The following is a 26,713-nucleotide window of genomic DNA, read 5'->3' as shown; positions in this document are numbered from 1 at the left end:
TGGAGTTAAGGTTTGCTTGTTAAATCTTGTTCATGAAAAAGAACGTTTTTACTGTTGATTTATCGATAATGCCGGTAATTCTGTAGGTACTGTTTCACCCGGAGTTCGCTTGTTTTTGCCAAAGTTTATTTTAGCTAACACGGTTTCCAGCGCTGGAAGTGTATTGTTAAGACTTTTAGTTTTTATCAGAAAATTCCATACCGGTTCAAATTTTTTCCATCCGCCGGCATAAAAAAAGTGTTTCAATTTATGTCGGGTTGATTCGTGGTGCATGCTGGCCTTGAAAATATTATTCCATTTATAAAACTCCTTGTAAGCCCACCAATAACCGTCCTCCAGTTCCTGCGAGGTTAAACCTATTGTTTGATATACAACTTTCCGGGTATCATACAAATCCCAATTTTTAGTTAACAGCCGGCCCTGTCGCTCCATGTTTTTAAATAGTTCAGTTCCTGGATAAGGCGTAAGCACATGATAGGTTGAAGTGGTAATGGCGTGCTTTACACCCCAGTCCACTGTGCGCTTAAACACGTCCTTATCGTCATCATCCAAACCGAAAACGAAGCTGCCATTAATCATAATCCCGAGGCTATGCAGGCGGTCAACAGCTTTAATATAATCTTTTTCAAGATTTTGTTTTTTGTTGCTTTGCCTAAGATTTTGCGGGGAAATGGTTTCAAAGCCAACAAACAAACTGCGCAGCCCGGCCTCGGCTGCCTGCTCAATCAAGTTACCACGCAGTATCGAGTCGACGGTGGCAGCACCTTGAAAAACGCGGTTCATGCCCTTCATGCCACTAAAAAGTGCTGAAGCAAATTTGGTGTTACCAAGTAAATGGTCGTCCAGAAAGTAAAGGTGTTTACCTGGTAAACGATCAATTTCTGAAAGGGCGTCATCTACTTCCTGCGTATAAAAAGTGCGGCCTCCTTCAAAAAAGGCGTCCTTGTAGCAAAAACTGCAATGGTGAGGACAACCACGTGTTACTACTATTGAGTTAGGGACAAGATACAGATGCCTCTTGATAAGATCACGGCGAATTGGAGGTACCCGTTCAAGTGTGCGGGTTGTTGACCGGTATATTTTTTGTGGATGTCCATTTTTAAAATCTGCCAAAAATTTAGGAAAAGTATCTTCACCCGGGCCGATAAAGATACTATCGGCGTGGGGCGCTGCTTCCAACGGCAGAGATGTTACATGTAGCCCTCCCAAAATCACATATGAACCTTTTGCCCGGTAGTGGTCAGCTATCTTATAAGCGCGATAGGCATTGGTTATATAAACTTGTATGATGACGAGATGAGGATGGTCATCGAGTTTGAGTGTTTCTACATGCTGATCCTGCAGGTCAATTTCGTCGTCGGATGAGAGATAAGCAGCAAGTGTAGCCAGGCCGAGAGGCGGAAAGAGTGAGTATTTTATCGGGCGCCAAAATGGACTTTCGGCTTCGGTCAAGGCAGGCAAGATCATTTTTACTTTCATGATTTTTTATTTTAAAAGTACTTTGTATTTCAAAGTTATAAATAAATTTTATATTTTAAAATGGATATTTTAGTAGTTGGATAGGAGGTGCTGAATTATTTAGAGAGTAATATTAACATTACAACTATGGGGTTGCTGCAGAAGGCTAAAACCTGCCAAAATTTTATAACAAAACCATGGCAATCCTTTTACCCTAAAAATCAAGGTTCTTTTACTAAATTACAAGCTCTATCAAATACATCATTTATGAAGCGAGCATTACTTCTAATAACCACGCTTTCAGTTGTTTTTAATGTATCTGCCCAACAAAAAAAGTCGCTAAAACCTGCAGATGTGTACCGGATGCCAGCCGTGAGCGATCCGCAATTATCGCCCGATGGTAAGTGGGTTGCTTACAGCGTATCAGATGTTGATACCGCTAAAGACCGCCGTGTATCTCATTTGTGGATGCAGAGTTTTGATGGTAAAGAGTCTATGCAATTAACGCACGGTGATGAACCGGCTTCCTCACCTCGTTGGAGCCCGGATGGGAAATATCTGTCATTTCTTTCCTCACGTGATTCAAAAACAGGTTCACAAGTTTGGCTGATAGATCGTCGTGGAGGCGAAGGTGTAAAGCTAACTAACATTAAAGGCGACTTAAGCGATTATGCATGGAGCCCAGATAGCAAGCGTTTGGTAATGGTGATAGGCGACCCCGAAAACAAAGGCAAGGACGAACCTAAAACTCCCAAACCCATCGTTATTGATCGTTATCATTTTAAACAGGATATTGTAGGTTATCTTCAGCATTTGCATAGCCATCTGTATTTAATTGATGTAACTTCAAAAAAGCTTGACACGCTTACCCGGGGTGATAAAGATGAAAGTTCGCCGGTATGGTCGCCTGATAGTAAAACTATTGCATTTGTAAGTAACCGAAGTGCTGACCCGGACAGGAATCAAAATACTGACATTTTTACCATTGATGCTCGGGCCGGGGCCAGCATGCTGCAGCTCACTACCTGGAAGGGAAAAGATGCTAACCCGCAGTGGAGCCCCGACGGCAGGTATATCTCATACCTGCGTTCAACAGGCGATGCCGATTATATTATGTATGATCAAAACGTGGTTTGCGTTATGGACGTCGTCGGGCAGAATAATAAACCGCTTACGTTGCAGCTTGATCGCCCGGCGGGTGCGCAAACCTGGACTAAAGACAGTAAAAATATCGTGTTTATAGTAACTGACGACCGTACTCGTTACCTGGCCAATATCAATATCAATAGCGGAAAAGTAACTACGATAAATAAGGGCGACTATGTTTTTAACGATATAGCAACCAATATTTCGGGTAACTGGGTTGTACAAAAGACTGATCCGTACACGCCTGCCGAATTATTTGCCTTAGAGGATAAAAAGCTGCGCCGTTTAACCTTTCATCATGACGCCTGGCTAAACACGGTACAATTGGCCTACGCCCAGGGTTTTGAATCAACAAGTGCCGATGGTACAAAGGTGTCGGGCATAGTTTTAACGCCCGATAGCGTTCCTAATAAAAAATATCCATTGATCTTGTTTATTCACGGCGGCCCGGTGGGGCAAGACGAGTTTGGTTTTGACGCAACCCGTCAAACACTGGCTGCAGCCGGTTATGCGGTAGCCGCAGTAAACTACCGTGGAAGCAACGGCCGCGGCCTTGATTATTGTAAAGCAATTTATGCCGATTGGGGAAACAAAGAGGTAAAAGACCTGCTTGGTGCTGTTGATCAACTTGAAAAATTAGGCATCGCTAATCCCGATAAGCTGGGCATCGGCGGCTGGAGTTACGGCGGTATTCTTACAGATTACACTATAGCATCTGATACCCGTTTTAAAGCAGCAGCCAGCGGCGCGGGGAGTGCATTACAGCTTTCGGTTTACGGCAGCGATCAGTATGTATTACAATATGAAAATGAAATAGGAGTACCATGGAAAAATGCCGATAAGTGGATCCAGATTTCGTATCCTTTTTTTCATGCTGATAAGATAAAGACTCCGGTGCTGTTTATGTCTGGTTTAAGGGATTTTAACGTACCAACTATCGGCAGCGAGCAGATGTATGAAGCATTACGTACGCAAGGCATTCCAACCGAATTGATATTATACCCTAATCAGTTTCATGGTCTTACCAAGCCAAGTTACCAGGTTGACAGGTTGCAGCGCTATGTGGATTGGTACGATAAGTATTTGAAGAAATAAATTTATACCCCAAAAGGATTTTGCATTGTATCTATGAAATATGTTCTGTTGATTTTGGCCGCACTGGTTTTCAAACCAGCATTAGCTCAAACTATAAAAAAACCGCTTAAGCCTGCCGATCTGTATAAACAGCCAACGCTGATGGCTCCACAGTTATCACCGGATGGTAAATGGATAGTTTATGAATTATCTGAAGTGGATACGGCCAAGGATAAACGTGTATCGCATTTATGGATGCAGAGTTTTGACGGTAAGCAATCCATACAGCTTACCTATGGTGATGAGCCCGCATCTACCCCGAAATGGACGCCTGACGGAAAATTTATTTCTTACCTGTCTGAAAAAGACTCAAAAAATGGTGGTCAGGTTTGGTTAATGGACAGGCGCGGAGGCGAAGGGCACAAGCTAACGGATATTAAAGGTGAGATTGAAGAGTACGTTTGGTCGCCGGATAGTAAGAAGCTGGCATTAATTATCAAAGATCCTGAAAATAAAGGAAAAGAGGCACCTAAAACTACCCCGCCAATCAGAATAGATCGTTATCGTTTTAAGCAGGACATTGAAGGATACCTGCAACACCTGCATTCGCATTTATATGTATATGATGTTAATACTAAAAAGATAGATACCTTAACCAGCGGTGAGATGGATGACAGCTCGCCGCAATGGAGCCCCGACGGAAAAACCATTGTTTATGTAAGTAATCATACAGTTGATCCTGACCGGAATGAAAATACGGATATTTTTACGATAGAGGCTAAGCCGGATGCAGAACCTAAGCAGCTTACTACTTTTACCGGTCATGATATTAACCCAATATGGAGCCCTGATGGTAAACATATCGCATACCTACGCTCTACAAGCGATGCTGACTATTTTATTTATCAGCACGATGTTTTGTACCTGATGGATGCCGACGGCAAAAACAATCACCCGTTAACCGACCAACTGGACAGGCCTGTAAGTAACATAGCCTGGAGCAAGGACAGTAAAGATGTTGAATACGTGGTAAGCAGTGACAGGATCCGCTATATAAACAGGTACAATTTGCTTACCCGCAAATCTATATTGGTATATAAAGGTAATGAATGTAGTTTTTCTGACATTGCAGGTCATTCATTAGGAGTATGGGTAGGGAGGATGACAACACCCTATATGCCTAATGAATTGGTTGCTATTGAAAATGCCAGGATTAGGCGGTTGACTTTCCATCAGGAAAAATGGCTTAGCGAGGTTAAGTTGGCCTATGTGAAAGGTTTCCAGTCGTTTAGTAGCGATGGTACGCTGGTTTCTGGTATTTTATATACACCGGATAGCGTTGTTACTAAAAAAATGCCGTTCATCCTTTACATTCATGGCGGCCCTACCGATCAGGATGAGTTTGAGTTTGATGATATCAGACAAACGCTGGCTTGTGCGGGTTACGCTGTAGCAGCGGTAAATTATCGTGGAAGTACCGGTAGGGGGATTGACTACACCAAAGCTATTTATGCAGACTGGGGTAATAAGGAAGTAAAAGATTTACTTGGCGCTGTGGATGAATTGGTTAAGCTTGGAGTTGCCGATAAGGACCGCTTAGGCATTGGTGGCTGGAGCTATGGGGGCATTCTTACCGATTATACCATAGCAACCGATCCCCGCTTTAAAGCAGCATCCAGCGGAGCGGGTAGTGCCTTGCAATTATCTATCTACGGGTCAGATCAATGGGTAATGCAATACGATAATGAATTGGGGGCGCCGTGGAAAAATGCCGATAAGTATATCAAATTGTCGTACCCGTTTTTTCATGCTGATAAGATAAAAACACCAACTCAATTTATGTCGGGTTTAAAGGATTTTAATGTGCCAACAGGCGGTAGCGAACAGATGTACGAAGCGCTGAGATCCCAAGGCGTACCAACGCAAATGGTACTTTATCCCGGCCAGTATCATGGTATTACGGTACCCAGTTACCAGGTTGACAGGCTGCAGCGATATATTGAATGGTTTGATAAATATTTAGGCACCCAGCCGCCCAAAGGGGCAACTTTTTAACGAAGTAAAATGTAAAATCGGCTTAGGTGATTACAACTAAGCCGATTTTTTCATTCTCCAATTTAATGGTTCTGAAAATTCTTATCTTAAACAGTTAGCTTTCCTTCAACAGAATCATCAATGGTTTTGCCGATTGCAGCCCCTGCAAGTCGCTTAACAAAAGCTATGGCATTACCATGTTTGTTATCCCAATAATAGCCTTCGGTAGGTTCAACCTTGATAACGCTTATGCGCGGGTCATCAATGCCTTCGGTAAACCAAACTTTTAATATTGGCTCCCATAATTCCTTGATCTTTTCTTTGTCTTCGGTAATAGTTGCAATTCCGTAAAGGTTCAGGAAATCGGAATATCCTGATCCCTGGAAAAGAAGATGAACAAATGGGTCTTTGGTTAACTCGTTGTTTTTATGACTGTCATTAGCACTCAGGAACCAGAAGTTGCCCTCATCATCAATTTTCTGTGCAGACATTGGTCGTACAGAGGCCGGTACACCTGTTTTGAGGTTGCTTAGAAAAAAACAGCTTTTCGCACTTTCTGCAAGTTCTTTGATCTTAGCCAGTGCTTCCGGGCCGTTAAGGTCCTTCATATTATCCTCAGGCTGTTGTTGATTGATACTATCCATTGTTAAGTTTTTGATTGGTAAATGATATAAGAGTAACCAATCAAAATCTTAATTGTGTGAAGTTATTTAACTTAATAGATAATTATTTATTTAGAAGTGGTGTTTGTGGATTGAACCAAACTTACGAAGTTTTTAAAACTTCGTAAGTTGATACTAATAACTACCCAAACACCACCATCCTGTCCGGATATTTGGAAGCGTAGGTAGCTACAATATTTTTGATGTAATCATTCCCAGGGTAGGGTGTGAGATAGGTTTTAAGTTGCTGAACATTATCGGCATCAAAATAATGGGAGATATAGCCCATACCATAAAACTGACCTTTCTCAACCAAAATACAGCTGTGCTCATCACCAGTACGACCTTCATCCCTTATGGCATAAGTTGGTAAAGCCTGCTTAAGCTGGTCAATAGCATTATTTACCTTTTTATTATAACTTTCTGTAGGTTCAACGCCTTCACAGGCGCATGCGCTTCCGGCTGCACTGGTGCATAGCTCATTGTTTTTTTGAATAAAGCAAAGCTTAGGGCACAGATCAAACGTTTCTATGAGTTTGTTAAGCAGATTGTAGCCATCAAGCAAAGAATTGCAGGTATATATTGGGTCGCTGTATTTTCGGTATTTATCAACCGCCAGCCTGATGTAGCCGCGCTGGTCTTCAAAAGCGTAAAGACAGAAAGCATTTTCAAAGCGTTTTAACGACCGATTGTACTTAGGCCAAAGGCGTTTGATTTCAATGGCTTCCAGCACAAAAGCAATGAGTTCGGTGCCGCAAACCTGATGGCTTATCTGGTGGATATTGCGCAGAAACTCCTGCCGCTGAAAACCGGGGTTATTGCCTGTAAAATGGCTGCTTACCCTTTTTTTGAGGTTTTTAGCCTTGCCTACATATATCACTTTCCCCTTTTGGTCATGAAAGTAATATACACCCGGAGTATAAGGCAACTTGTCTATATCCTTTTTAGATAGATTGGGAGGGAGCACTTGGTCTTTTGAACCTTGCTTAAGCGACTGCTTAATGTGGTTATCCGTGTCGCTGTTTAGTAATAACGTAAACAACTCGGCAGTAGCTTCAGCATCGCCCATAGCCCGGTGACGGCTTTGGTTATCAATGCCAAGGTGTTTGCACAGCCGGCCCAGGCTGTATGAAGGCAGTCCGGGTAGTATTTTTCGGCCAAGCCTCACCGTGCATAGCTTGTTAGTTTGCAGATCGTACCCGGCGGCTGCAAGGTGATATCTTACAAAAGAAAAATCAAAATTTACATTATGAGCAACAAAGATCTTTCCGTGAATGAGGTGATAAATATCTGCAGCCACATCCTCAAAAGGAGGGGCGTCCCTTACCATCTCGTTGGTAATACCAGTTAAGGCACTGATATAAATGGGAATGTCACGCTGTGGATTAACGAGTGTTTCAAATCGCTTCACAACTTTTTTACCGTCATGTATGCATATAGCAATTTCGGTAATGCCATTTGCGCTGGCATGTCCTCCGGTAGTTTCTATATCGACAATTGCATACATGATATTTCAAATGTAATATAATTTTGCTAATTATATTAGTTTGATTTGAAAAAGTCGGAAAGTCCGAAAGTCGGCGGTCCGAAAGTTTTTAGTTTGGGAGGAATTGGTATTGATTGGCGAATTGAAGCTAAGCGTTAATGCAAAAGCCCCCGGGAATATAATTCCCAGGGGCTTCAGTATCTTCCGGACATCAAACTTCCGGCTAAAACCTTACGGTTTCTTTTTAGCCTGGATCTGCTGTTGCTGACGCATCATTTCTTCCATGCGGGCACCAAAGCCTGATTTCTTCTTTTTGGTATCTTCAGGTTTCTTTTTGTTTTCCTGGATCTGGGCATGGATCTTCTTATCATCAACCATGAATTTGATCAGGTATTGCTGTAAGAAGGTGAACATGTTGGCCAAAAAGTAATAATAGTTCAAACCTGCGGGGTAGCTGTTCAATGTGAAAAGGAACACCAGCGGAGTGATGTAACCAATGTATTTCATTTGACCTGTAGCACCCGAGATCTGGTTGTTGAAATAAGTATAGATCAACGTTGAAATGGTCATCAGTAAACACATTAAGCTGATGTGGTTAATACCTCCAAGAAACGCGATAGGTGCAAATTTGATAACCGAATCATAAGTTGAAAGGTCATGCATCCACAGGAAACTTTCGCCCCTTAACTCAAATAAGCTTGGGAAAAAACGAAAGAATGCAATTACTATCGGCATTTGGATCACTAATGGTAAACAACCGCCCAATGGGTTAACCCCCGCCTTTTTATACAGTTTAAGGTATTCCTGTTGTAATAAAGTAGGGTTATCCTCACCAACTTTAGCTTTGATCTCATCCATTTCGGGCTTCAGCACACGCATCTTAGCCATTGAAAGGTATGATTTGTAAGTAAGTGGTGATAATACCAGTTTAAGCAATACAGTTAACACCAGGATGATCAAGCCGTAATTCCAGTTAAACTTGTTAAGGAAGTTAAATACCGGCAATACCGCAAAACGGTTGATGTATTTTAACGGTCCCCAGCCAAGGTTAACCAATTTATCAAGATCATGTCCCTGATCTTTAAGGGTGTTAAAACGGTTAGGGCCAAAGTAAAACTCTAAAGGCAAAGAACCATCCGTGCTGCGGGTAAGCGACAGATCGGCTTTCATTTGTTTTACATTGGTAGTATCATTAACATCTGTAGCAACGGCTATATCAGTTTTAGCAATGCCGCCTTTGGCAATCAGTACGTTTGAAAAGAAATGCTGTTTGAACGCAACCCAGGCCATCTTTTTATCGCTGATGCTTTTCTGGTCATCTTTGGCTTCGCTCAGGTAGTCAACATCGCCATCGGTATTGTAATAGTATACTGTAGAGTACTGGCGCTCCATTTTAATGTCCTTCTCCTGTTTGTGCAGGGTGGTAGCCCAGTTAAGGTTAAATGAACTGCTATTGGCAATAACACCATCAAGGCCAGTAGGCTTAATGGTAAGGCCAAGTTTAAAGCCGTCTCCTTTTAAGCTGTACACATAATCAATGTACTGAGTAGGGCTGTAGCTTAAACGCAGGGTAACCGAGCCCGAATCTTTCTCGGCTATGTTAAGTGCTTTGGCGCTTGGCGTAAAATAATAATTGTTGGTGTTGATATTGGCAACACCGGCAGCAAATTTTAAACCGAACTGGTTATTGTCGCCGCTGAAAAGTATCAAAGGCTTTTTATCAAAAGTTTTGTAGTTCTTTAATTCAACAGATGCCACTTTACCACCCTGGGTGCTTAATTTAATAAGCAACTCTTTATTCTCGATAGTAACAAACTCTTCTTTACCAACCGATGCGGCACCAAAAGGCATTTTTAATAAAGCCGAATCAACTTTGGCTGTTTTGGCGGTATCAAACTTTGCGGTGGTTTTAACTGCCGCAGCTGCTGCTACACCAGCTTTCTTCAGCGAATCCTGGTGCTGCACTTCGCGCTCTTTTTTAAGGTCGGCTTCTGATGGCTTTAAAAAGTATATCGAGCCGGCAATGATCGCCATGATCAGGAATAATCCTGTAAACGTATTTTTATCCATTATCTAATTATCGTACAATTACTTATTTTTTGCGGGCATAAGCCAGCGAAGCGGCGACAAAGTTAATAAAAAGTGGGTGCGGATTAGCAACTGTTGATTTTAATTCAGGATGAAATTGCGAACCAACAAAAAACGGGTGGTTTTTTAACTCAACAATCTCCACCAGGCCATTGTCAGGATTTATGCCAGATGGGGTAAGGCCGGCTGCTTCATATTGTTTAAGGTAGTCATTATTAAACTCATAACGATGGCGGTGCCTTTCCGAAATATGGTTTTTGCCGTAGATGGCAGCTGCTTTGGTGCCTTTTTTGATATCGCAGGGATAAGCTCCCAAACGCATAGTGCCACCTTTTAAGGTGATATTTTTCTGATCTTCCATCATGCCGATTACCGGGTGAGGTGTTTCAGGATTCATTTCGGTACTGTTGGCATCTTCAAGGCCTAAAACGTGGCGGCCAAATTCAACCACAGCACATTGCATACCTAAACAGATGCCAAAGAAAGGAATATTATTTTCGCGTACATGACGGATAGCCTGAATTTTACCTTCAAAGCCACGTTCGCCAAAGCCAGGGGCAACCAGTACACCGTGTACTCCCTTTAACTTTTCAACAGCGTTTTCAGGTGTTAATTGTTCTGACGGGATGTATTCAACGCGTACTTTACATTCCTGTTTAGCACCGGCATGTATAAAAGCTTCGGTGATTGATTTGTAGGCATCCGGTAGCTCAACATATTTACCAACCAATGCAATGCGTACATCGGCAGTTGGGTTTTTGAGGCGGCCAAGAAAATCTTTCCAGTTTTCAAGACTCGGCTCGTTTTTATGCGGAAGTTTTAATTTGGTCAACACCGTTTTGTCAAGCTGTTCTTTAAGCATCAGCAACGGCACGTCATAAATACTTGGTGCGTCAATTGATTCAATAACTGCATTGATATTTACATTACAGAACTGTGCTATTTTTTTACGGATATCGTTGGTAAGGTGATGCTCGGTACGGCAAACCAAAACATCCGGCTGTATGCCGTATTCAAGCAGCATTTTTACCGAGTGCTGTGTGGGTTTGGTTTTCAACTCGCCTGCTGCTGCAAGGAATGGCACTAAAGTAAGGTGGATAACCAGGGAATTGTTGGAGCCGATTTCCCAGCGGAACTGCCTTACGGCCTCAATATATGGTAACGATTCTATATCGCCAACTGTACCGCCAAGCTCAGTGATCACGATGTCAAATTCGCCGTTTTCGCCCAATATGCGGAAGTTTCTTTTTATTTCATCGGTAATGTGAGGCACTACCTGTACAGTTTTTCCTAAAAAAGCACCTTCGCGTTCTTTGTTTATTACATTTTGGTAGATGCGGCCGGTGGTGATGTTGTTAGCTTTTGAAGTAGGGGTGTTCAGAAAACGCTCGTAGTGGCCAAGGTCAAGATCTGTTTCTGCACCATCTTCGGTAACGTAGCATTCGCCGTGTTCATAAGGGTTAAGCGTTCCCGGATCGATGTTGATATAGGGATCGAACTTTTGGATGGTTACGCGGTAACCGCGCGATTGAAGGAGTTTGGCTAAAGAAGCAGAGATTATACCTTTTCCTAACGATGAGGTAACACCGCCCGTAACAAAAATATATTTAGTCATGATTTTTTTTGAAAATGACCGGGCTTTTATACCGCGACCAATTGTTTCTGTACGGGATACAAAAGTACGAAAATTTTCAGGCTTCAGCACATCTGTTTTTAAAAAAGGAAACTGTTAAAAGGGTTTTGTTGGTAAGTTGTTTTTATAGAGACTTTTGTAAAACTTTAATCAACTTGTAGCTTGTACAGGATATTTATCTGAGTGGCTGAAATAACAACTTTGGGATGGGGGTTTTAAACACTTTCTTTCTGCCTGCTGTACAGATCAATTTTGCGGTGCAGCTCATTAGGGTTAAATGGCTTACTCACATAATCGTTCATGCCAACGGTAAATGCCATATCCTGGATATCGAGCATGGCAGATGCGGTGAGTGCTATGATAGGCAGGTTCTTGTACTTGTTGCCTGGTAAACTGCGGATAGCCCGGGTAGCCTGATAGCCATCCATTTCGGGCATCTGCAGGTCCATCAAAATCATATCATAATCGTGGGTTTGTACCAGCATTAAAGCAATTTCACCATTTTCGGCCACATCGCATTCAACCTCCCATTGCTTCATGAATTGTTTGGCCAGTATCACATTGATCTGGTTATCTTCGGCAATCAACAGCCTTGTGCCTTTAAGGCTTTTTAAACGATAAAATTCATCGCCATCGGCCGTACTGCTCAATTGTTTCTTGCTGTTTTTGAAGGTAAGGCTAAAGTTAAATACCGATCCCTTCCCGTATTCGCTTTCAACAGTTATGTCGCTGCCAAGCAATTGCAGCAGGCGCTTGGTAATAGTAAGGCCGAGGCCCGTACCGCCGTATTTACGGGTTGTATCAGAACTGGCCTGACTAAAACTTTCAAAAATATGATCGATCTTATCGGGCGTTATGCCTATACCGGTATCGGCTATTTCAAAATCTATTGTTGATGAATCAGCTGTATTACTGATTAACGAGGCCGTCACCGTTACCTTACCTTTATGGGTAAATTTAACGGCGTTGCTCATCAGGTTGGTAAGGATCTGACCTAAACGCACAGGGTCGCCGATGATGGCGTTGGGTAAGTCCTGGTCCATCATCAGTTTTATCTGGATGTTTTTTTCATTTGCTTTTTGCAGCAGCGCAAGGCGTATGTTTTTGATCAGATCGGTGAGGCTAAAGTCAACATGCTCAAATTCAACTCCTCCAGCCTCTATTTTGCTGAAATCTAAAATGTCATTGATAAGTACCAACAGATTTTCGGCCGAAAACTTCAGGAAATTCAGAAACTCCATTTGTTCGGGCTTAGGGTCCTGGTGGATAAGCAGGTGCGTGAAGCCAATAACCGCATTCATGGGCGTGCGGATTTCGTGGCTCATGATACTCAGAAATTGCGCCTTAGCCATCGCCGCCTTTTCAGCTATATCTTTTGAGTGGATCAGTGCAATTTCCAGTTCTTTAGCTTTGGCAATCCGTTCGTGTAAAAAGCTGATGATATGGATCAGGTCATCGTCAGAGTCGGAAATATTTAATTCCGCATCGGGGTTAAGCGCCCTTATAGCTTCTTTTAATTGCGAGATAGAACGCTGTTTGATCTCGTTTTGCAGTCTTAAATCATCAGTAACGGTAACATACTCACGCTCGCTTACATTAAAAGCATGATCTGCCAGTTTTATCGACTTTTCAAAATTTTTGAAACTGTTATTTACTGCACCTAAAAAACGCAAAATGGCTTCATCTTCCAAGTATTGCTCCGGAAGTATTTTCTTTATCTGCTTATCTAATAAATGATGATACTCCATAAATTAGCGTTCGGTAAAGGTGGTGATAGTCATGGTTTGGTTATGCAGCTCACAGTTTGATCCTTTATTAAGCGGCGATAATTCTCCATAAGAATAAAAACCGGCCATAGAAGTTTTGTTGCCGAAAACATACTTAGCTGCCATTAATTCTTCGTCGGTACGCTCATTAAGTACCAGTTTTCGGCCAACGCAGCTAATTAATATGGCCAGGTCGGCATGTTCGGGGCTGGTCATGGCATCGGTAGCTGCAGAGGATGAAGCACTTATCAGTTTTTCAAAATTGGCTTTCATCAAGCGTACTTTGCTGCCTTCGGGCAAGTTGCCGGCAAAGGTCATTGATTTTTCATCCTCATTAACGCTTAATATTGTTCGTACCAGCTTTTTGTCGGAACCTTCAATGCTTAACGATAAAGGGAACAACAGCGCCGAGCCGGGGAGTTCTTTAGCATACTCGCCCAAATATTCTTTGTAAAGATCGAGGGCACTTTTATCGTCTATCTCAAAAAGTACATTTTTATCCGAGCGGGTGATTGTGCGCTGAGGGCCAAACTCCTCCCAGCCTCCGCTGGAGCCATGGTTAATATGCAGGTTATCGCCATAAAATCCTATGGCTATCACATTGCCTTGTGCGGGCACGGCATCAAGACTGGTAAACGTACTGTTAAACCGTGCTGCGTCGCCAGCCAAACCACCCGTTACAGGAACTTTGCCGGGATTATCCTGGTTGAAGCCATCAACCAGTTCGCTTCCGTTTATGAAAGTACCATCGGATATGATAAATACACAGTTTAGCCCCTTCTTATCTAAGCGGGCCATTAAAAAAGCTCCGGTTTCAGCGCTGTTGGCCTGTTCATTTACATGTGTTGCTGTACAGGCTATTGATGATTTTTCTAATTCAATTGCAGTTACCACAATGCTATCATCGTATACATCGCTGCCTATGATCTCGCCGGCTGTTGAGGAAAATACAATATTAGCATTAGGATAGTCCGCTTTAAGATAAGCGTAGATCCCGGGATCGGTTATAAGTTTTGGCGCACCAAAGGCTAATACCAACTGACATTTTTCGGCGCTAAATTCCGGGTCGGCAAAATAATTTACCCAATTTTGGTTTACAAAATGATGCTGCCTTATCCTCATAACAATTTTAGGTTAATAACACCGCTATGCTATACTTGAAGCCGGTAGTTAAAAAGTAATAGTTGGTATAATACGAATGTATTAAACGGTTTGTTGTTAATGTAAATAATTTACTTTTTAATAGTAGAGCCGCGTTTAATAGTTAAAAACACCTTTAATCAGGTACATTCTACTGTTATACGGATAAGAAATGTTAAGGTTATAACTCCCTGATTTGTATGGAATAGTATAGGGGGGGTAAATACTTATATATCAAATTTTAATTTTTCCAGATCTTCCGGTACATCAACAGCGTGGGTTTCCAGCTCGGTTTCGGCAACTTTAATACGGTAACCATTGTCTATCCAGCGGAGTTGCTCCAGGCTTTCGGCTTTTTCAAGTGGTGATACCGGCAGTAATGTTATTTGCTGTAATACATCGGCACGGTAGCCGTAAATACCTATGTGTTTATAGAAAATATGAAATTCGAGCCAATTTTCGGGCTCTTGCCCGCGGATGTGGGGTAAGGTAGCGCGTGAAAAATAAATAGCTTCAGATAGTTTATTGATCACTACCTTGGGTGAGTTGGTATTATGCAGCTCCTGATCGGTCAGAATCCTTTTTATAAGGGTAGCCAGCTGTGTATCAGGATCGTTAAAGCAGGCTGTTAATTTGGTGATCTGTTCCGGATCAATAAAGGGCTCATCGCCCTGGATATTGATGATGACATCATACCCGGGGTGCAGGCGGGCTACCTCGGCACAACGGTCGGTACCGCTTTGATGATTGGAACCAGTCATTACTGCCACGCCGCCAAAGCCAGTTACATGGTTAAAGATCCGGTCGTCATCGGTAGCTACAATAACCTCGTTCAGGCTTCGGCATTTTTTAGCCTGCTCGTACACACGCCGGATCATGGTTTTACCGCCGATATCAACCAATGGTTTACCGGGAAAACGTGAGGATGCGTAGCGGGCTGGTATAATGCCTAAGATTTTCATTTGATTACGATGGTTTTAAACATCTGCAAAGCTAAGTCCTGGTCGGGTTTCGACAAATTATTGCCAGATAATTTAAAATTTAAATTTGACGATTTATTTTGATAATAGACACCGGTCATTCCCTTTGAAGTGGTTTTTAGGCCAGATTGTTTTAATAATATAAGCGCCTTCAGATTTCTGGTCGATATTATGGGCCTTTATCTCCGTTGGGATTTCTATCGGGATATATACTGTGCTGTCTTTATAAGTCATATCCGCTACATAATCGGCATCCGGATACCTGCTTTTTTGTTTAACCGTAGGAGTATGTATTTTTATTTTGGCATCCATATCAGGAGTACGGCTATAGGTAACTCCATTTTTGCAGAAATAACATTCTCGTTGCCAGTAATTACTTTTTAAATACTCCTGTTCCGATTGTATTAAATGGTTAGCGTATCCCATCGAACTAAAGTCGAAGGACAATGAGTCGTTCGGCCCGATAATATAACCCACAAATGAATCTATCCCCTGATCCTGTTGGTAATGCCAATTGGGAGGCAGAGATAGTTCAAAGCTTTTTAAATCGACCTCATGCCACGTGTTATCGGTAGATGAACTTTTGGCCCGATGCTTACAGGCGAGTAAAATTATAGGCAATAAAGCAAAGAGAAATAATTTCTTCATGCCTTATTCCTTTAAAACAACCCGTTAATCTCCCTCTCAATCAGGTTCACAATGGTAGCCATGTCCTCTGTATTGTTAGCAAAATCAAGATTGTCTTTATCAAGGATCAGGAGTTTACCCAATTTATAGTTGTTGATCCATTTATCATACTTTTCATTCAGTTTTGACAGGTAATCTAAACGGATGCCAATTTCATACTCACGGCCGCGGCGCTGGATATTGCTTACCAGCGTAGGTACCGAAGCTTTAAGATAAACCAGCAGATCAGGCGGTTTAATAAACTCGGTTATATTCTGAAAAATTGATTCGTAGTTTTCGTAATCGCGGGTAGTCATCAAACCCATATCATGCAGGTTTTCTGCAAAAATATAAGCATCCTCATAAATGGTACGGTCCTGGATAATGTTGTGCCCACTCTTCTGGATGTCAATGATCTGACGGTAACGACTGTTCAGGAAGTAAATTTGCAGGTTAAAACTCCAGCGTTTCATGTCGCTGTAAAAATCCTCTAAATAAGGATTGTTATCTACAGCTTCATACAATGGGTCCCACCCGTAATTTTTGGTCAGCATCTCGGTGAGGGTAGTTTTTCCGGCGCCTATATTTCCTACGATAGCTAAGTGCATATTCTTTAGTTCATGGGTTATAGTTCATGGTTCATAGCTGATGTTTTTGACGAAGAACACTCGCTGTTTTGAAATGAACTCCGACTAATATACACCATGAACTATGAACTACCAACTACCCGCTGTTTAAAATTTACAGAATTTACAGAATTAAAAAAGTCTCCGGTTAAATTCTGACAATTCTTAAATTCTGAAAATCCCGATCAAAATTTCCTGAAGCCAATGATCTCTCTAACTTCTCTTATCGTTCTTGAAGCGCTTTCACGGGCTTTATCTGCACCCATTTCAGCTACTTTGCGCAGATAATCGGCATCATTGGCAATAGCGTTGATCCTGTCACGGATAGGGGCAGTGGCCAGTACCATATCTTCGGCAAGCTGTTTCTTCAAATCACCATAGCGAATAGCCATTTTGTTATATAATTCGTCAAAGTGGGCAAGTGTATCAGGAGTTGATACCACTTTCATCAAATCAAACAGGTTTTGGATCTCCTGTGGTTTTTGCTGGTTTTCAACTGTCGGCCCGCTGTCTGTTACTGCACGCGTTACTTTTTTACGGATAGCCTCGGGGGTATCGCTCAAAAATATGGCATTGCCTTCGCCTTCCGATTTGCCCATTTTTCCCTTACCATCTAAACCGGGAATTTTCACCAAACTGTCGCCAAAACTAAAGGCATAAGGTTCGGGGAAATAATCATGATTATATAGCCTGTTGAAACGGTTACCGAAAGTGCGTGCCATTTCCAGGTGCTGCTCCTGGTCTTTACCAACAGGTACTTTAACGGCTTTATGTATAATAATGTCAGCAGCCATTAATACCGGGTAGGTTAGCAAGCCGGCGTTAACGTTTTCGGGGTTGGCGCGTACCTTGTCTTTAAAGGATGTAGCACGTTCCAGCTCGCCCATATACGCGTTCATGTTCAGGTAAAGGTACAATTCGGTAACCTCCGGAACGTCCGACTGCACATATATCGTAGCTTTTTCAGGGTCAATACCTGCGGCTAAATACTCTATCAGCACCTGTTTTACGTTGCCGTGCAAATCGGCAGGTGTAGGGTGTGTGGTTAACGAATGGAGGTCGGCAATAAAGAAAAAGCAGTTATATTCATCCTGCATTTTTATAAAGTTTTGCAACGCTCCGTAATAATTTCCTAAGTGTAAGTTTCCGGTTGACCGGATACCACTAACAACAGTCTCCATAGTGTGGCGAAAGTAAGGAATTTTTCTATTTTTGGTGACGATGAAAATGATATTGAGAAAAGTACACGTATATTTTTACGTTGTGAGTGTAGCCGTGGGCTTCTTTATATTGTGGCCTTTTTTCTATTATTTTTCACGTAAACCCGAGCGCTATCACACGCTCAATTTATTTAGAAAGATCTGGGGATTAGTTAGTTCTGCGTTTGTGGGTATTTTTTATCAGTTTGACTATGAACAGCCGATTGATTGGAGTAAACCTTACATCATTTGCCCAAACCACACCTCAAACCTTGATATTTCGGCAATGTGTATCCTGGTTAAAGGCAATTGCTGCTTTATGGGTAAACAGGAGCTTGAAGAAGGCCTGGTTACCGGTCTTTTTTTCCGCACGATAGATATTCCGGTTAACCGGGATAGTAAAATGTCATCATTCCGGGCATTTAAAAAAGCATCTGAAAAACTACAGGAAGATATTTCTCTCATTATTTTTCCAGAAGGAGGTATCTCAGATAATTATCCGCCTCAGCTTTGCCAGTTTAAAAATGGCCCTTTCAGGCTGGCCATTGAATTGAAAATACCTATTATTCCGGTATCATCAGCAAATACCTGGCAGATTCTTTGGGATACAGGTACCAGGCATGGAAGCAGACCGGGAGTTTGTAAATTTAAAGTGCACAAACCTGTTGAAACCGCTCACCGGGTAATTGAAGATGCCGATGCTTTGCGTGACGAAGTATTTGGGATCATAAACCGGGATTTGAACTCCGAAGATCCTGTGTCTACTTTCGCATAGTCAATTATATGGCAGCAGACCGGGAATTTGTAATATATTTGTACATAAACCCATTGAAACGGCCCGGTTAACTTTTGTTGGCGCTGGTGCTTAACTCAATATGGCTTACCATTTTATAAAGAAAAATTACAACAGGCATGACCATTGACAAAGAAACCGTTGAAAAAGTAGCCCACCTGGCCCGCCTTGAACTTACCGAGACCGAAGTACAGGACACCATGAAGGATATGAGCAAGATCCTGGATTTTATGGCCAAGCTGAACGAGGTTGATACAACAGGTGTTGAACCGCTGGTTTATATGACCACCGGCGCAAATGTGCTGCGTGAGGATGTGGTTAAACAGCAAATTACCCACGATGAAGCCTTGAAAAATGCCCCTAAGCATGATGATGATTACTTTTTGGTAGCAAAGGTTATTGAGAAGTAAGTTCAAAGTCTGTAGTCGGAAGTGTTAAGTTGAAAAGCATAAAAACGAATTCGACTAAAAACTTAAGACTTTCGACTTTAACACTGTAACATTAGGTACCCATGTGCAGTCAAAACAAAAAATAATTCATGGAGCCAACAAATACTGCCAAACCGTTAATAACAATAAAAGATATCGGGCGTAAATATGTAATAGGTGCCGAGGTGATCCACGCGCTTAAATCAGTTTCGTTATCTATTAACAAAGGGGAATTTGTTGCTTTGATGGGCCCTTCAGGTTCAGGCAAATCAACGCTCATGAATATTTTGGGATGTTTGGATACGCCAACCAAAGGTCAGTATATCCTTAACGGGATAGATGTAAGCCACATGACCGATAGCCAGCTTGCCGAAGTACGAAACTCGGAGATCGGGTTCGTATTCCAGACTTTTAACCTTTTGCCCCGTAATACCGCATTAGATAATGTGGCATTGCCGCTGATATATGCCGGCATCAATAAAGAAAAACGCATGGAGCGTGCCGGTAATGCGCTGAAAAACGTAGGCCTCGGTCACCGTATGGATCACAAACCCAATGAGCTTTCTGGTGGACAGCGACAACGTGTTGCCGTTGCGAGAGCGCTTATTAATGATCCATCTATTATTCTGGCCGATGAGCCAACAGGTAACCTTGATACCAAAACCTCTATCGAGATCATGGGCCTTATCGAAGATATCCACGCTAAAGGCAACACTATTATCCTGGTAACCCACGAAGAAGATATCGCCCTGCACGCCCATCGGATAGTGCGTATGCGCGATGGTTTGATAGAGAACGACTATGTTAATACCAACGTTCAAACCGTTGATCGTAGAGTAGAAGAGGTTTAAGTCTCGCCCCCAAGCCCTAAATTGGCCCTTATTAGTATTTGTTTGCCTTATTAGCAGATCATGATTTTTCTTTAACCGATATCGCTTTTGCTGATCAAAGGTATTTTTTGCGGTGTTTAAGCAATTTGGAGACAGCAATCCATCGGCATACTGTAAGCTTTTATGGAGGACGTGTTAATCCTGTTCTATTTTAAATGTGTTGATTGATACAGATTTGTGAAATCTAAACAAGTAAAAATGAAACGTTATTTACTCGTACTCTCTATCATAATTGCAACAGCCTGTAAAACATATGCACAAACGGGTAATATTATTGAACATGAACCTATTACTTCGGCTTTTCAAAAAAACAATATTGGCAAGGTGATTTTTGAAGCAGATACTATCCCGCTTGGAAGCCTGAAAGCCACCGATTTGCTAACCGGTTATGAGGCCAGACCTGCCAATAATTTGTATATGCGACTTCTGCTTGCAAATTCGTTAACCAATTACCTGCATAGCTTACAACCATCGGCAAGTATTGAGCAGCTAAACCAGGGTAATTTTCAATTTACTTTTTACGTAGATGACAAACAGGTTTACCAGGAAAACCTGCAAAAGGGTGCTAATCTCCCCATCGTAAAAAATACAAAAACAACCATTTTTGTCCCGTTGATCAGTAACCGCGGCGAGGATTCATGGGGGCGTTTTTTGTGGGGAAGGTTTATGAACCACGGTGGGGAGGATGCGCTGACAACCGGTACACATCAGTTGAAGATTGAAGTAAGACCTTATGTTGCTGTACCCGATTTAAAAGTTGGTGAGTTAATAGCACAAGGCAGTATAAGTTTTAATGTACCGGCAGTTGACCCGAAGGATGCCCAACTGCAACCGATAATGCCGGGCAGCGGCTGGCAGGTATCAAAAGAAGGCTTCGATGCAAAGAGGATCATGGACATGAACGCGCTTATCGCCGGCAACAGGTTCAAGCAGATCACGGGTGTGGTGGTGATCAAAAATGGCAAGCTGCTTATTGAAGAATATTTTAACGGAAGTGCCCGTGATTCGCTGCATAATCCGCGCTCAGTGGGCAAAACATTTGCTTCGGCTATGATGGGTATTGCTATTCATGACGGATACATTAAAAGCTTGGATCAAACACTAAAGGAGTTTTATGACCTTAAAAAGTTCAGTAACTACTCGCCTCAAAAAGATAATGTAACCCTGAAAAGCCTGATCACTATGAGCTCGGTTTTTGATGCTGATGACAACAAAAGCGACTCACCCGGTAACGAGGAAAATATGTACCCTACCGATGATTGGGTTAAATTTACGCTTGATCTTAAAACTGACAGCAATAAAAGCGCAGGCAAACAATGGAACTATTTTACGGCCGGCGTTGTGGTATTAGGAGATATCCTGAATAAATCAGTACCCGGCGGACTTGATAAATATTCGGCCGAAAAGCTGTTTAAACCGTTAGGCATCAGTAACTATCGCTGGCAATACACTCCGCAAAATGTACCTAACACAGCAGGAGGCCTGCAAATGCGCTCACTTGATTACGCCAAATTCGGTCAGTTATATAAAAATGGCGGCATATGGAATGGTAAGCAGGTATTGCCGCAAAGCTGGGTGAAGGAATCATTTACCAAACACCTCACTTTGCCCAAGGATGTAGTGGGCGAGGGGTTTTACGGTTACCTGTTCTGGAATAAAACCTATACAGTAAACAATAAAGTTTACGAAACGTACTATTGCTCGGGAAATGGCGGCAACAAGATCTTTGTTTTTACCGATCAACCGTTGGTAGTTATTGTAACTGCCGAGGCTTACAATACACCCTACGCGCACCCGCAAGTTGATAAAATGATGCAGGATTATATTTTACCGGCTGTGCTGAAGTAGTTTTTGTAGAGACGCATCACATGCGTTTGCCCTTATATATATTACTGAATGCACATAGGAGTAAAAAGCATGGGGTTGTGTGATTCCCCCTCTTGAGAGGGGGGAGGGGCGTGTTTATGCTTTGATAAACCAATCGTACAAACACACCCCTGCCATCGCTTGTTCCTTCGCGCCCCCTCTCGAGAGGGGAATTTAACGGCTTCATTTATTTTATTTCCTGCTGATTTAACTTGCCATTATCAACCCACCACCAATACCATTTGCCTCCTGTAGCTTTTCCCTTTTTAAAATGAGCGATATCAAAACTGCCGCTGCCTTCGGGAGTAGCCTGGATCTCATAAACCCGGATAGCCTGGTTTTTCCTGTTCCAGGTTAAAGGTTTGCCGGGTTCGCAGGTTTCGGGCGATTTTTTTGCATCAGTAATCAGGAAATAGGCTTTGCTGGTGCCGATTATGATTGCCTGCCCATTTTCATCCATACAAACAGCAGTGCGTTCGTCGGCGGCTATGCCGTTTGCATAAATGTTCCAGTTTTTAATGATACGGCTTAAAAAGGTAACATGCCGGCCTTGTCTGTTACGGGTAAGGTAATGCTGATCAATAATTACGTTTTTAAGATAAGGGGCCTGTAAAAAGTCGTTATTGTAAACTTTTACGAGTGGGGTGTAAGGATCATTGAGTGCTTCATCGGCAGTAATACTGCGATCTTCTCCACTGTAATAAAATCCGCCCAAAATAGCGCAGCCCGCGCTGGTACCGCCAACCGGTGCGTGTTTAACATTGAGCAGATAATTAATTGCATCAAGCGTTTTGGTGCCGCGCCAGTATTTCATATAGTTAGACTGATCACCTCCGGCAATGAACAACATTTCGGCATTACGGATAATGTTGGCTACCGTATCATTATTTGCCAGTTCGCGCGAATCGATTTTGAGCGTTTCAACTGAGTTAACCTTCCCCAATCCAAAGATATAAGAATTGTAAGCATCGGTACCCGAGGCGCGGATCACCACCACGTCACCGCCGCCGCTGCGGGTGATCATCCATTTAAAAGCATTATCAACATCTTTACCGCCTCCTATCATAGCAATACCGCCTTTAACCGGGGTGTTTACATCAGCGGTATCGCCAATGATCCCGATGGATGCCGGACGATGCGGGATATGTTTATCGATCTTGACAGTATCAGTTTTGTTTTGTGCCGATGATGTAAAACCTAAAGCGATAAGCCATAATAGTATTGCTGTTGATTTCATGAGGCTATTCAATTTTAAACAAAATATGAATTATTCGTCTGCCATCGAAATCAGGATTTAAGCTGATAATATTTAATGGCTTTTCATTTCGAAGTGTTTTTTAAAACATAAAAAAGCGGCTCGGTAATATTATACTTGAAAGGCCCAAAATCAAAGAAAGCATTTCCTATCAGAAGATCGGGTTTATTATCTCCGTTTATATCGCCTGCATCAAGGGTTACTGCGCGTTCAAACTTTGTATCGGGAGGGAAAGCATATGGTTTGAAGGTTAAGTTACCCGTGTTTTTAAGGTATACAAAGCCTTCTTCCGGTTGTCTTGCATCGGTAAAGAGGCTGATAGTCGCGATATCGATGTTGCCATCGCCATTAAAATCTTTGGCTATAGCTTTATAGCACCCGTTTATAGGGTAAAAATATTGTTGTTTATAATTGCCTTTCCCATCGTTTAAAAAAATGTATACGCCATGATAGGGCTTTAATACCAGCGTGGCATTCCCGTTATCGCCGCATGTGTAAACTATGTCTTTATAGCCGTCATGGTTCATATCAACCATTTCAAAATAAGATGATCCGTAAATAGGGGGGAACCTTAAAATTTCCCTCGATTCAAATTTGCCGTTACCTTTATTTGTAAAATGGAAAATACCTTCTTCCCCCTGGGCAAAAAGTACATATAAGCCGGGCAGCTTATTGTCCTGATAATCGATATACGCTTTTATGGCCCCGGGTAAATTACTTATCACATGTTTTGAAAAAGCACCGTTACCCAAATTTTCCATCCAGCAGAGTTCGCCTGTTATACTTCCGAATTCACAAATAACATAATCGGTTTTGTTATCATTGTTCAAATCAACCGCTAATATTTGAACAGGCCTGCCCAATTTATCAAAAACAGGTTTTGAAGCTAATTGCATTTTACCGGTGGGGGTAATTGTTAAAGGCGTTATGGTGCCCAGTTTATCGCTGTTTGCGCCCAACTCGTTGCCTATGGTGCAAATCATAGTGTTGCCATGGTCAAAAAGGATATCTACTACAGGGCCGGTTGTAGCTACTGAATCTATGATATTTAACTGGGCTGATAAAAGGTAAAGTTTTTTTGCCTGTCCGTTTGCAACAAAGATCCGGGCGGGTTTAACGGTGTTATCAATCTTTACATAGCACCCCAGCACCTGTTTGCCATCAAATGATTGGAGTGGCTTTTGGATATTAAAGAATGGAAGTTCTCTTTTTATAGGCAATGGTCTGTTTTGAGCGGGCAATGCAAGGGGCGCAGTGTTCATGTAATAGTCAATAATGTCCTGCCATTGCTCTTCATTTAATACGGGTTTATCCGGTATAATCAAATCGTCGCCCTTGATTGTGCCCTCGTATGATTCGCCCCTATGAGCTTTAATACCCATGCGAAGCCCCATTTGTGGAAATACATTTTTCCACTTGAACCTGTTAAGCAAAGCAGGATCAGGCAGCATATGGCATGTGCGGCAATATTGTTGTGATAAAATTTTTCCCTCGGCAACGCTTTGCGGGGTGGCCATAGGGAAATCGCTACGAAAATCAGTGGCGGTGTTGTCCTGCTTATTTTCAGATATGTGCCATAATGAATACGCTACCAGGATGCTTATGACCAAAATAATTAAACCCCAAATTACAACTTTACGATTTTTTGCACTACGGTAATTATCAGGTTTGTTATTCATGAATATTATAAAATGCGATTGATGAGAGCGATTGCAATGTAATAGAAAATATTGTACTGTAAACAGCGCTGTAAGATTATGATATCTCTTTAAATATATAACCCCGGGCCGGGGCCCAGGGTTATTTTCAGGTTTAGGAATTAGTTTCTTAATATCCAGGGTTTTGCACTAATTTTTTGTTTTTATCAATTTCTGTCTGAGGTATCGGCATCCAGTTTTGCCGCTCGAAGAAGGTATTGGTAAATATTTTAACCGGGGTGTAAGTTAATCCTGCCCCGCCGGCTTCAATCTTCATTCCATATTCCGGCGAAGTAAGTACACCGTTTGTGCCCGTTGTGATGAGCCATCTGCGGATATCAAACCATCGCTTATCCTCAAACGCAAGCTCGATGCGCCGTTCGCGATGGATATAAACCCGCATTTGATCTTTAGTTAATCCGGCTTTAACAGCTGGCAGGGACGAGCGCGCCCGCACTTTGTTCACGGCATCGTAAACCGAAGCGTCTGGTCCTACGGCTTCGTTTTGTGCTTCAGCGTAACTTAACAATACCTCCGCATAGCGGAAAATGATATAGTTTGCAAAGCTTGGTGCCAGGTTGATACTGGTTTGCCCGGTAATGCTTTCGTCAAGTGTTTTGCGGGCATTATAACCAGTATTGGTAATATCACTTGTTGAACCAAGATCTATCTGGTTACTACCACCTATGCGCGATTTAAAGATATCGCCCTGCCATGGTGCGCCATCGTATAAAATAGACTGGTAAAAACGTTGCTCACGATGCGTATAAGGATCTTGAGGATTATAGCCTGAAGCCGCGTCGGTAATAGGTAAGCCATTGTCCATTGAATAATCATCAACCAGGCCCTGGGTAGGTGCAAGGTTTCCCCATGATTGCTGAACACCATTCACATAAACAGGGCCTAAATAACCTTCCCGGTGGCTGCCTTTAGCGGGTCCGGTAGCATAGCCGCGAGCAAATATCGTTTCCACATTCCAGTTATTTGCCGACAGAAACTGATCTGCATAAGATGTGGCCGTAGTATTAAACAAACTGTACGTGCCCATATCCATCACAGATTTATTTGTAGCAGCAGCTTTACTCCATTTGGTTACATCATTGCCGGTATTTACCAGAGGGCTGGCTGCAAAAAGCTCAACCCAACCTTTTAAAGTTAAAGCAGCTCCTTTAGTGGCACGCCCGGTTTCGGTTGCTTTAGCAGGCAAAACTGCAGCTGCTGCGTCACAATCTGCTTCGATAAAGGCTACAGTTTCGTCAATAGTGGCCCGGCCAACAAAGATGTCACCTCCGTCCAGGTTATTAAGCGGGTTTGTAATAATAGGAACGCCTCCATAAGCTGTGAATAACAACGAATAAAAGTATGCCCTCATATAGGTTACCTCTGCAACACGTTGCTTGTACCAATCGTCGGTATACTTAGCTTTATTTGCAGCAGCCTGCTGCAAAAACACATTACATTTTCGTATTTTGGTATAATCAGCCTCCCAATCCCACATGCCACCCGGGCCTGTTGGCACGTTACTTGGGCCGATAGAACCAGCCCTTACAGTAGCTTGCCCATTTTCCCAGGCTGCCCCGCAAAAGCTATTATCAGCATACTGTTCTGTTAATTGGTAGTCGTTATTAATATCAGGCAGCTGGTTATAGATGTCATTCACAAAAAGATCTGCATTACTTTGTGAATTAAAAGTGGCCTCATCGGTCAGAAACCCTTTAGGTGTTACATTTAAAGAGTCATCTTTTTTACATCCACTAATACTTACAATAAGCAAAGCAAGTAAAAAAAGCTCTCTGTATTTTTTTAAAATCTGTTTCATCGCTTTC

20 protein-coding genes are annotated in these 26,713 nt (G+C 42.3%); 6 read left to right on the top strand and 14 right to left on the bottom strand.

What is annotated here, in order from left to right:
- Positions 1–48: 48 nt before the first annotated feature.
- Positions 49–1,479 carry a B12-binding domain-containing radical SAM protein gene (locus MTO98_RS21075; protein ID WP_243480960.1) on the bottom strand — a complete coding sequence of 477 codons (1,431 nt, stop codon included), beginning with the start codon at positions 1,477–1,479 and terminating at the stop codon, positions 49–51.
- Between the two features lie 246 nt (positions 1,480–1,725).
- Between MTO98_RS21075 and MTO98_RS21070 the strand changes: the two genes are divergently transcribed.
- On the top strand, positions 1,726–3,699 hold the full coding sequence (locus MTO98_RS21070) for a S9 family peptidase (protein ID WP_243480959.1): 1,974 nt from the start codon (positions 1,726–1,728) through the stop codon (positions 3,697–3,699).
- A gap of 33 nt (positions 3,700–3,732) precedes the next feature.
- Positions 3,733–5,733 (top strand): S9 family peptidase, encoded by a 2,001-nt coding sequence (locus MTO98_RS21065; protein WP_243480958.1) that lies wholly within the window; start codon positions 3,733–3,735, stop codon positions 5,731–5,733.
- Positions 5,734–5,819: 86 nt separating this feature from the next.
- Here the strand turns inward: MTO98_RS21065 and MTO98_RS21060 are convergent, their stop codons facing one another.
- The 10 genes from MTO98_RS21060 to trpS all read right to left on the bottom strand — a co-directional run bounded on the left by MTO98_RS21060 (position 5,820) and on the right by trpS (position 17,940).
- On the bottom strand, positions 5,820–6,356 hold the full coding sequence (locus tag MTO98_RS21060; RefSeq protein ID WP_243480957.1) for a pyridoxamine 5'-phosphate oxidase family protein: 537 nt from the start codon (positions 6,354–6,356) through the stop codon (positions 5,820–5,822).
- Positions 6,357–6,516: 160 nt separating this feature from the next.
- Positions 6,517–7,881 (bottom strand): exonuclease domain-containing protein, encoded by a 1,365-nt coding sequence (locus tag MTO98_RS21055; protein WP_243480956.1) that lies wholly within the window; start codon positions 7,879–7,881, stop codon positions 6,517–6,519.
- A gap of 210 nt (positions 7,882–8,091) precedes the next feature.
- A complete protein-coding gene (yidC, locus tag MTO98_RS21050; RefSeq protein WP_243480955.1) occupies positions 8,092–9,930 on the bottom strand; it encodes a membrane protein insertase YidC in 1,839 nt (612 codons plus the stop codon).
- A 22-nt stretch (positions 9,931–9,952) separates the two neighbouring features.
- Positions 9,953–11,563, bottom strand: coding sequence for a CTP synthase (locus MTO98_RS21045; RefSeq protein ID WP_243480954.1), 1,611 nt, complete (start codon positions 11,561–11,563; stop codon positions 9,953–9,955).
- Positions 11,564–11,796: 233 nt separating this feature from the next.
- Positions 11,797–13,329: an ATP-binding protein gene (locus MTO98_RS21040; RefSeq protein WP_243480953.1), complete on the bottom strand. Its 1,533-nt coding sequence runs from the start codon at positions 13,327–13,329 to the stop codon at positions 11,797–11,799.
- A gap of 3 nt (positions 13,330–13,332) precedes the next feature.
- Positions 13,333–14,469, bottom strand: coding sequence for an FIST signal transduction protein (locus MTO98_RS21035; protein WP_243480952.1), 1,137 nt, complete (start codon positions 14,467–14,469; stop codon positions 13,333–13,335).
- A gap of 245 nt (positions 14,470–14,714) precedes the next feature.
- Positions 14,715–15,449: a 3-deoxy-manno-octulosonate cytidylyltransferase gene (gene kdsB / locus MTO98_RS21030; RefSeq protein WP_243480951.1), complete on the bottom strand. Its 735-nt coding sequence runs from the start codon at positions 15,447–15,449 to the stop codon at positions 14,715–14,717.
- A 93-nt stretch (positions 15,450–15,542) separates the two neighbouring features.
- Positions 15,543–16,115: a hypothetical protein gene (locus tag MTO98_RS21025; protein ID WP_243480950.1), complete on the bottom strand. Its 573-nt coding sequence runs from the start codon at positions 16,113–16,115 to the stop codon at positions 15,543–15,545.
- An 11-nt stretch (positions 16,116–16,126) separates the two neighbouring features.
- Positions 16,127–16,741, bottom strand: coding sequence for a deoxynucleoside kinase (locus MTO98_RS21020; RefSeq protein WP_090524476.1), 615 nt, complete (start codon positions 16,739–16,741; stop codon positions 16,127–16,129).
- Between the two features lie 203 nt (positions 16,742–16,944).
- Positions 16,945–17,940, bottom strand: a complete 996-nt coding sequence (gene trpS, locus MTO98_RS21015; protein ID WP_243480949.1) for a tryptophan--tRNA ligase — start codon at positions 17,938–17,940, stop codon at positions 16,945–16,947.
- A gap of 40 nt (positions 17,941–17,980) precedes the next feature.
- Between trpS and MTO98_RS21010 the strand changes: the two genes are divergently transcribed.
- From MTO98_RS21010 to MTO98_RS20995, 4 genes are all read left to right on the top strand, one after another.
- The gene (locus tag MTO98_RS21010) at positions 17,981–18,733 is read left to right on the top strand and encodes a 1-acyl-sn-glycerol-3-phosphate acyltransferase (RefSeq protein WP_243480948.1); all 753 of its coding nucleotides are present in this window, start codon (positions 17,981–17,983) and stop codon (positions 18,731–18,733) included.
- Between the two features lie 137 nt (positions 18,734–18,870).
- The gene (gene gatC / locus MTO98_RS21005) at positions 18,871–19,161 is read left to right on the top strand and encodes an Asp-tRNA(Asn)/Glu-tRNA(Gln) amidotransferase subunit GatC (RefSeq protein WP_243480947.1); all 291 of its coding nucleotides are present in this window, start codon (positions 18,871–18,873) and stop codon (positions 19,159–19,161) included.
- 128 nt (positions 19,162–19,289) lie between these two features.
- On the top strand, positions 19,290–20,030 hold the full coding sequence (locus MTO98_RS21000; RefSeq protein ID WP_091211328.1) for an ABC transporter ATP-binding protein: 741 nt from the start codon (positions 19,290–19,292) through the stop codon (positions 20,028–20,030).
- A gap of 237 nt (positions 20,031–20,267) precedes the next feature.
- Positions 20,268–21,917 (top strand): serine hydrolase, encoded by a 1,650-nt coding sequence (locus MTO98_RS20995; RefSeq protein ID WP_243480946.1) that lies wholly within the window; start codon positions 20,268–20,270, stop codon positions 21,915–21,917.
- A gap of 205 nt (positions 21,918–22,122) precedes the next feature.
- Here MTO98_RS20995 and MTO98_RS20990 read toward each other — a convergent pair whose 3' ends face one another.
- The 3 genes from MTO98_RS20990 to MTO98_RS20980 all read right to left on the bottom strand — a co-directional run bounded on the left by MTO98_RS20990 (position 22,123) and on the right by MTO98_RS20980 (position 26,706).
- The gene (locus tag MTO98_RS20990; RefSeq protein ID WP_243480945.1) at positions 22,123–23,172 is read right to left on the bottom strand and encodes a cyanophycinase; all 1,050 of its coding nucleotides are present in this window, start codon (positions 23,170–23,172) and stop codon (positions 22,123–22,125) included.
- An 83-nt stretch (positions 23,173–23,255) separates the two neighbouring features.
- The gene (locus MTO98_RS20985; RefSeq protein ID WP_243480944.1) at positions 23,256–24,869 is read right to left on the bottom strand and encodes a VCBS repeat-containing protein; all 1,614 of its coding nucleotides are present in this window, start codon (positions 24,867–24,869) and stop codon (positions 23,256–23,258) included.
- Positions 24,870–25,017: 148 nt separating this feature from the next.
- Entirely contained in the window at positions 25,018–26,706 is a 1,689-nt protein-coding gene (locus tag MTO98_RS20980; RefSeq protein ID WP_243480943.1) for a RagB/SusD family nutrient uptake outer membrane protein, read from the bottom strand.
- Positions 26,707–26,713 lie beyond the last annotated feature (7 nt).

It is taken from the genome of Mucilaginibacter sp. SMC90 (assembly GCF_022811725.1).
Lineage (GTDB): Bacteria > Bacteroidota > Bacteroidia > Sphingobacteriales > Sphingobacteriaceae > Mucilaginibacter.
The sequence above is the reverse complement of the archived record's forward strand: the minus strand, read 5'-3'. Positions and strand labels throughout refer to the sequence as shown.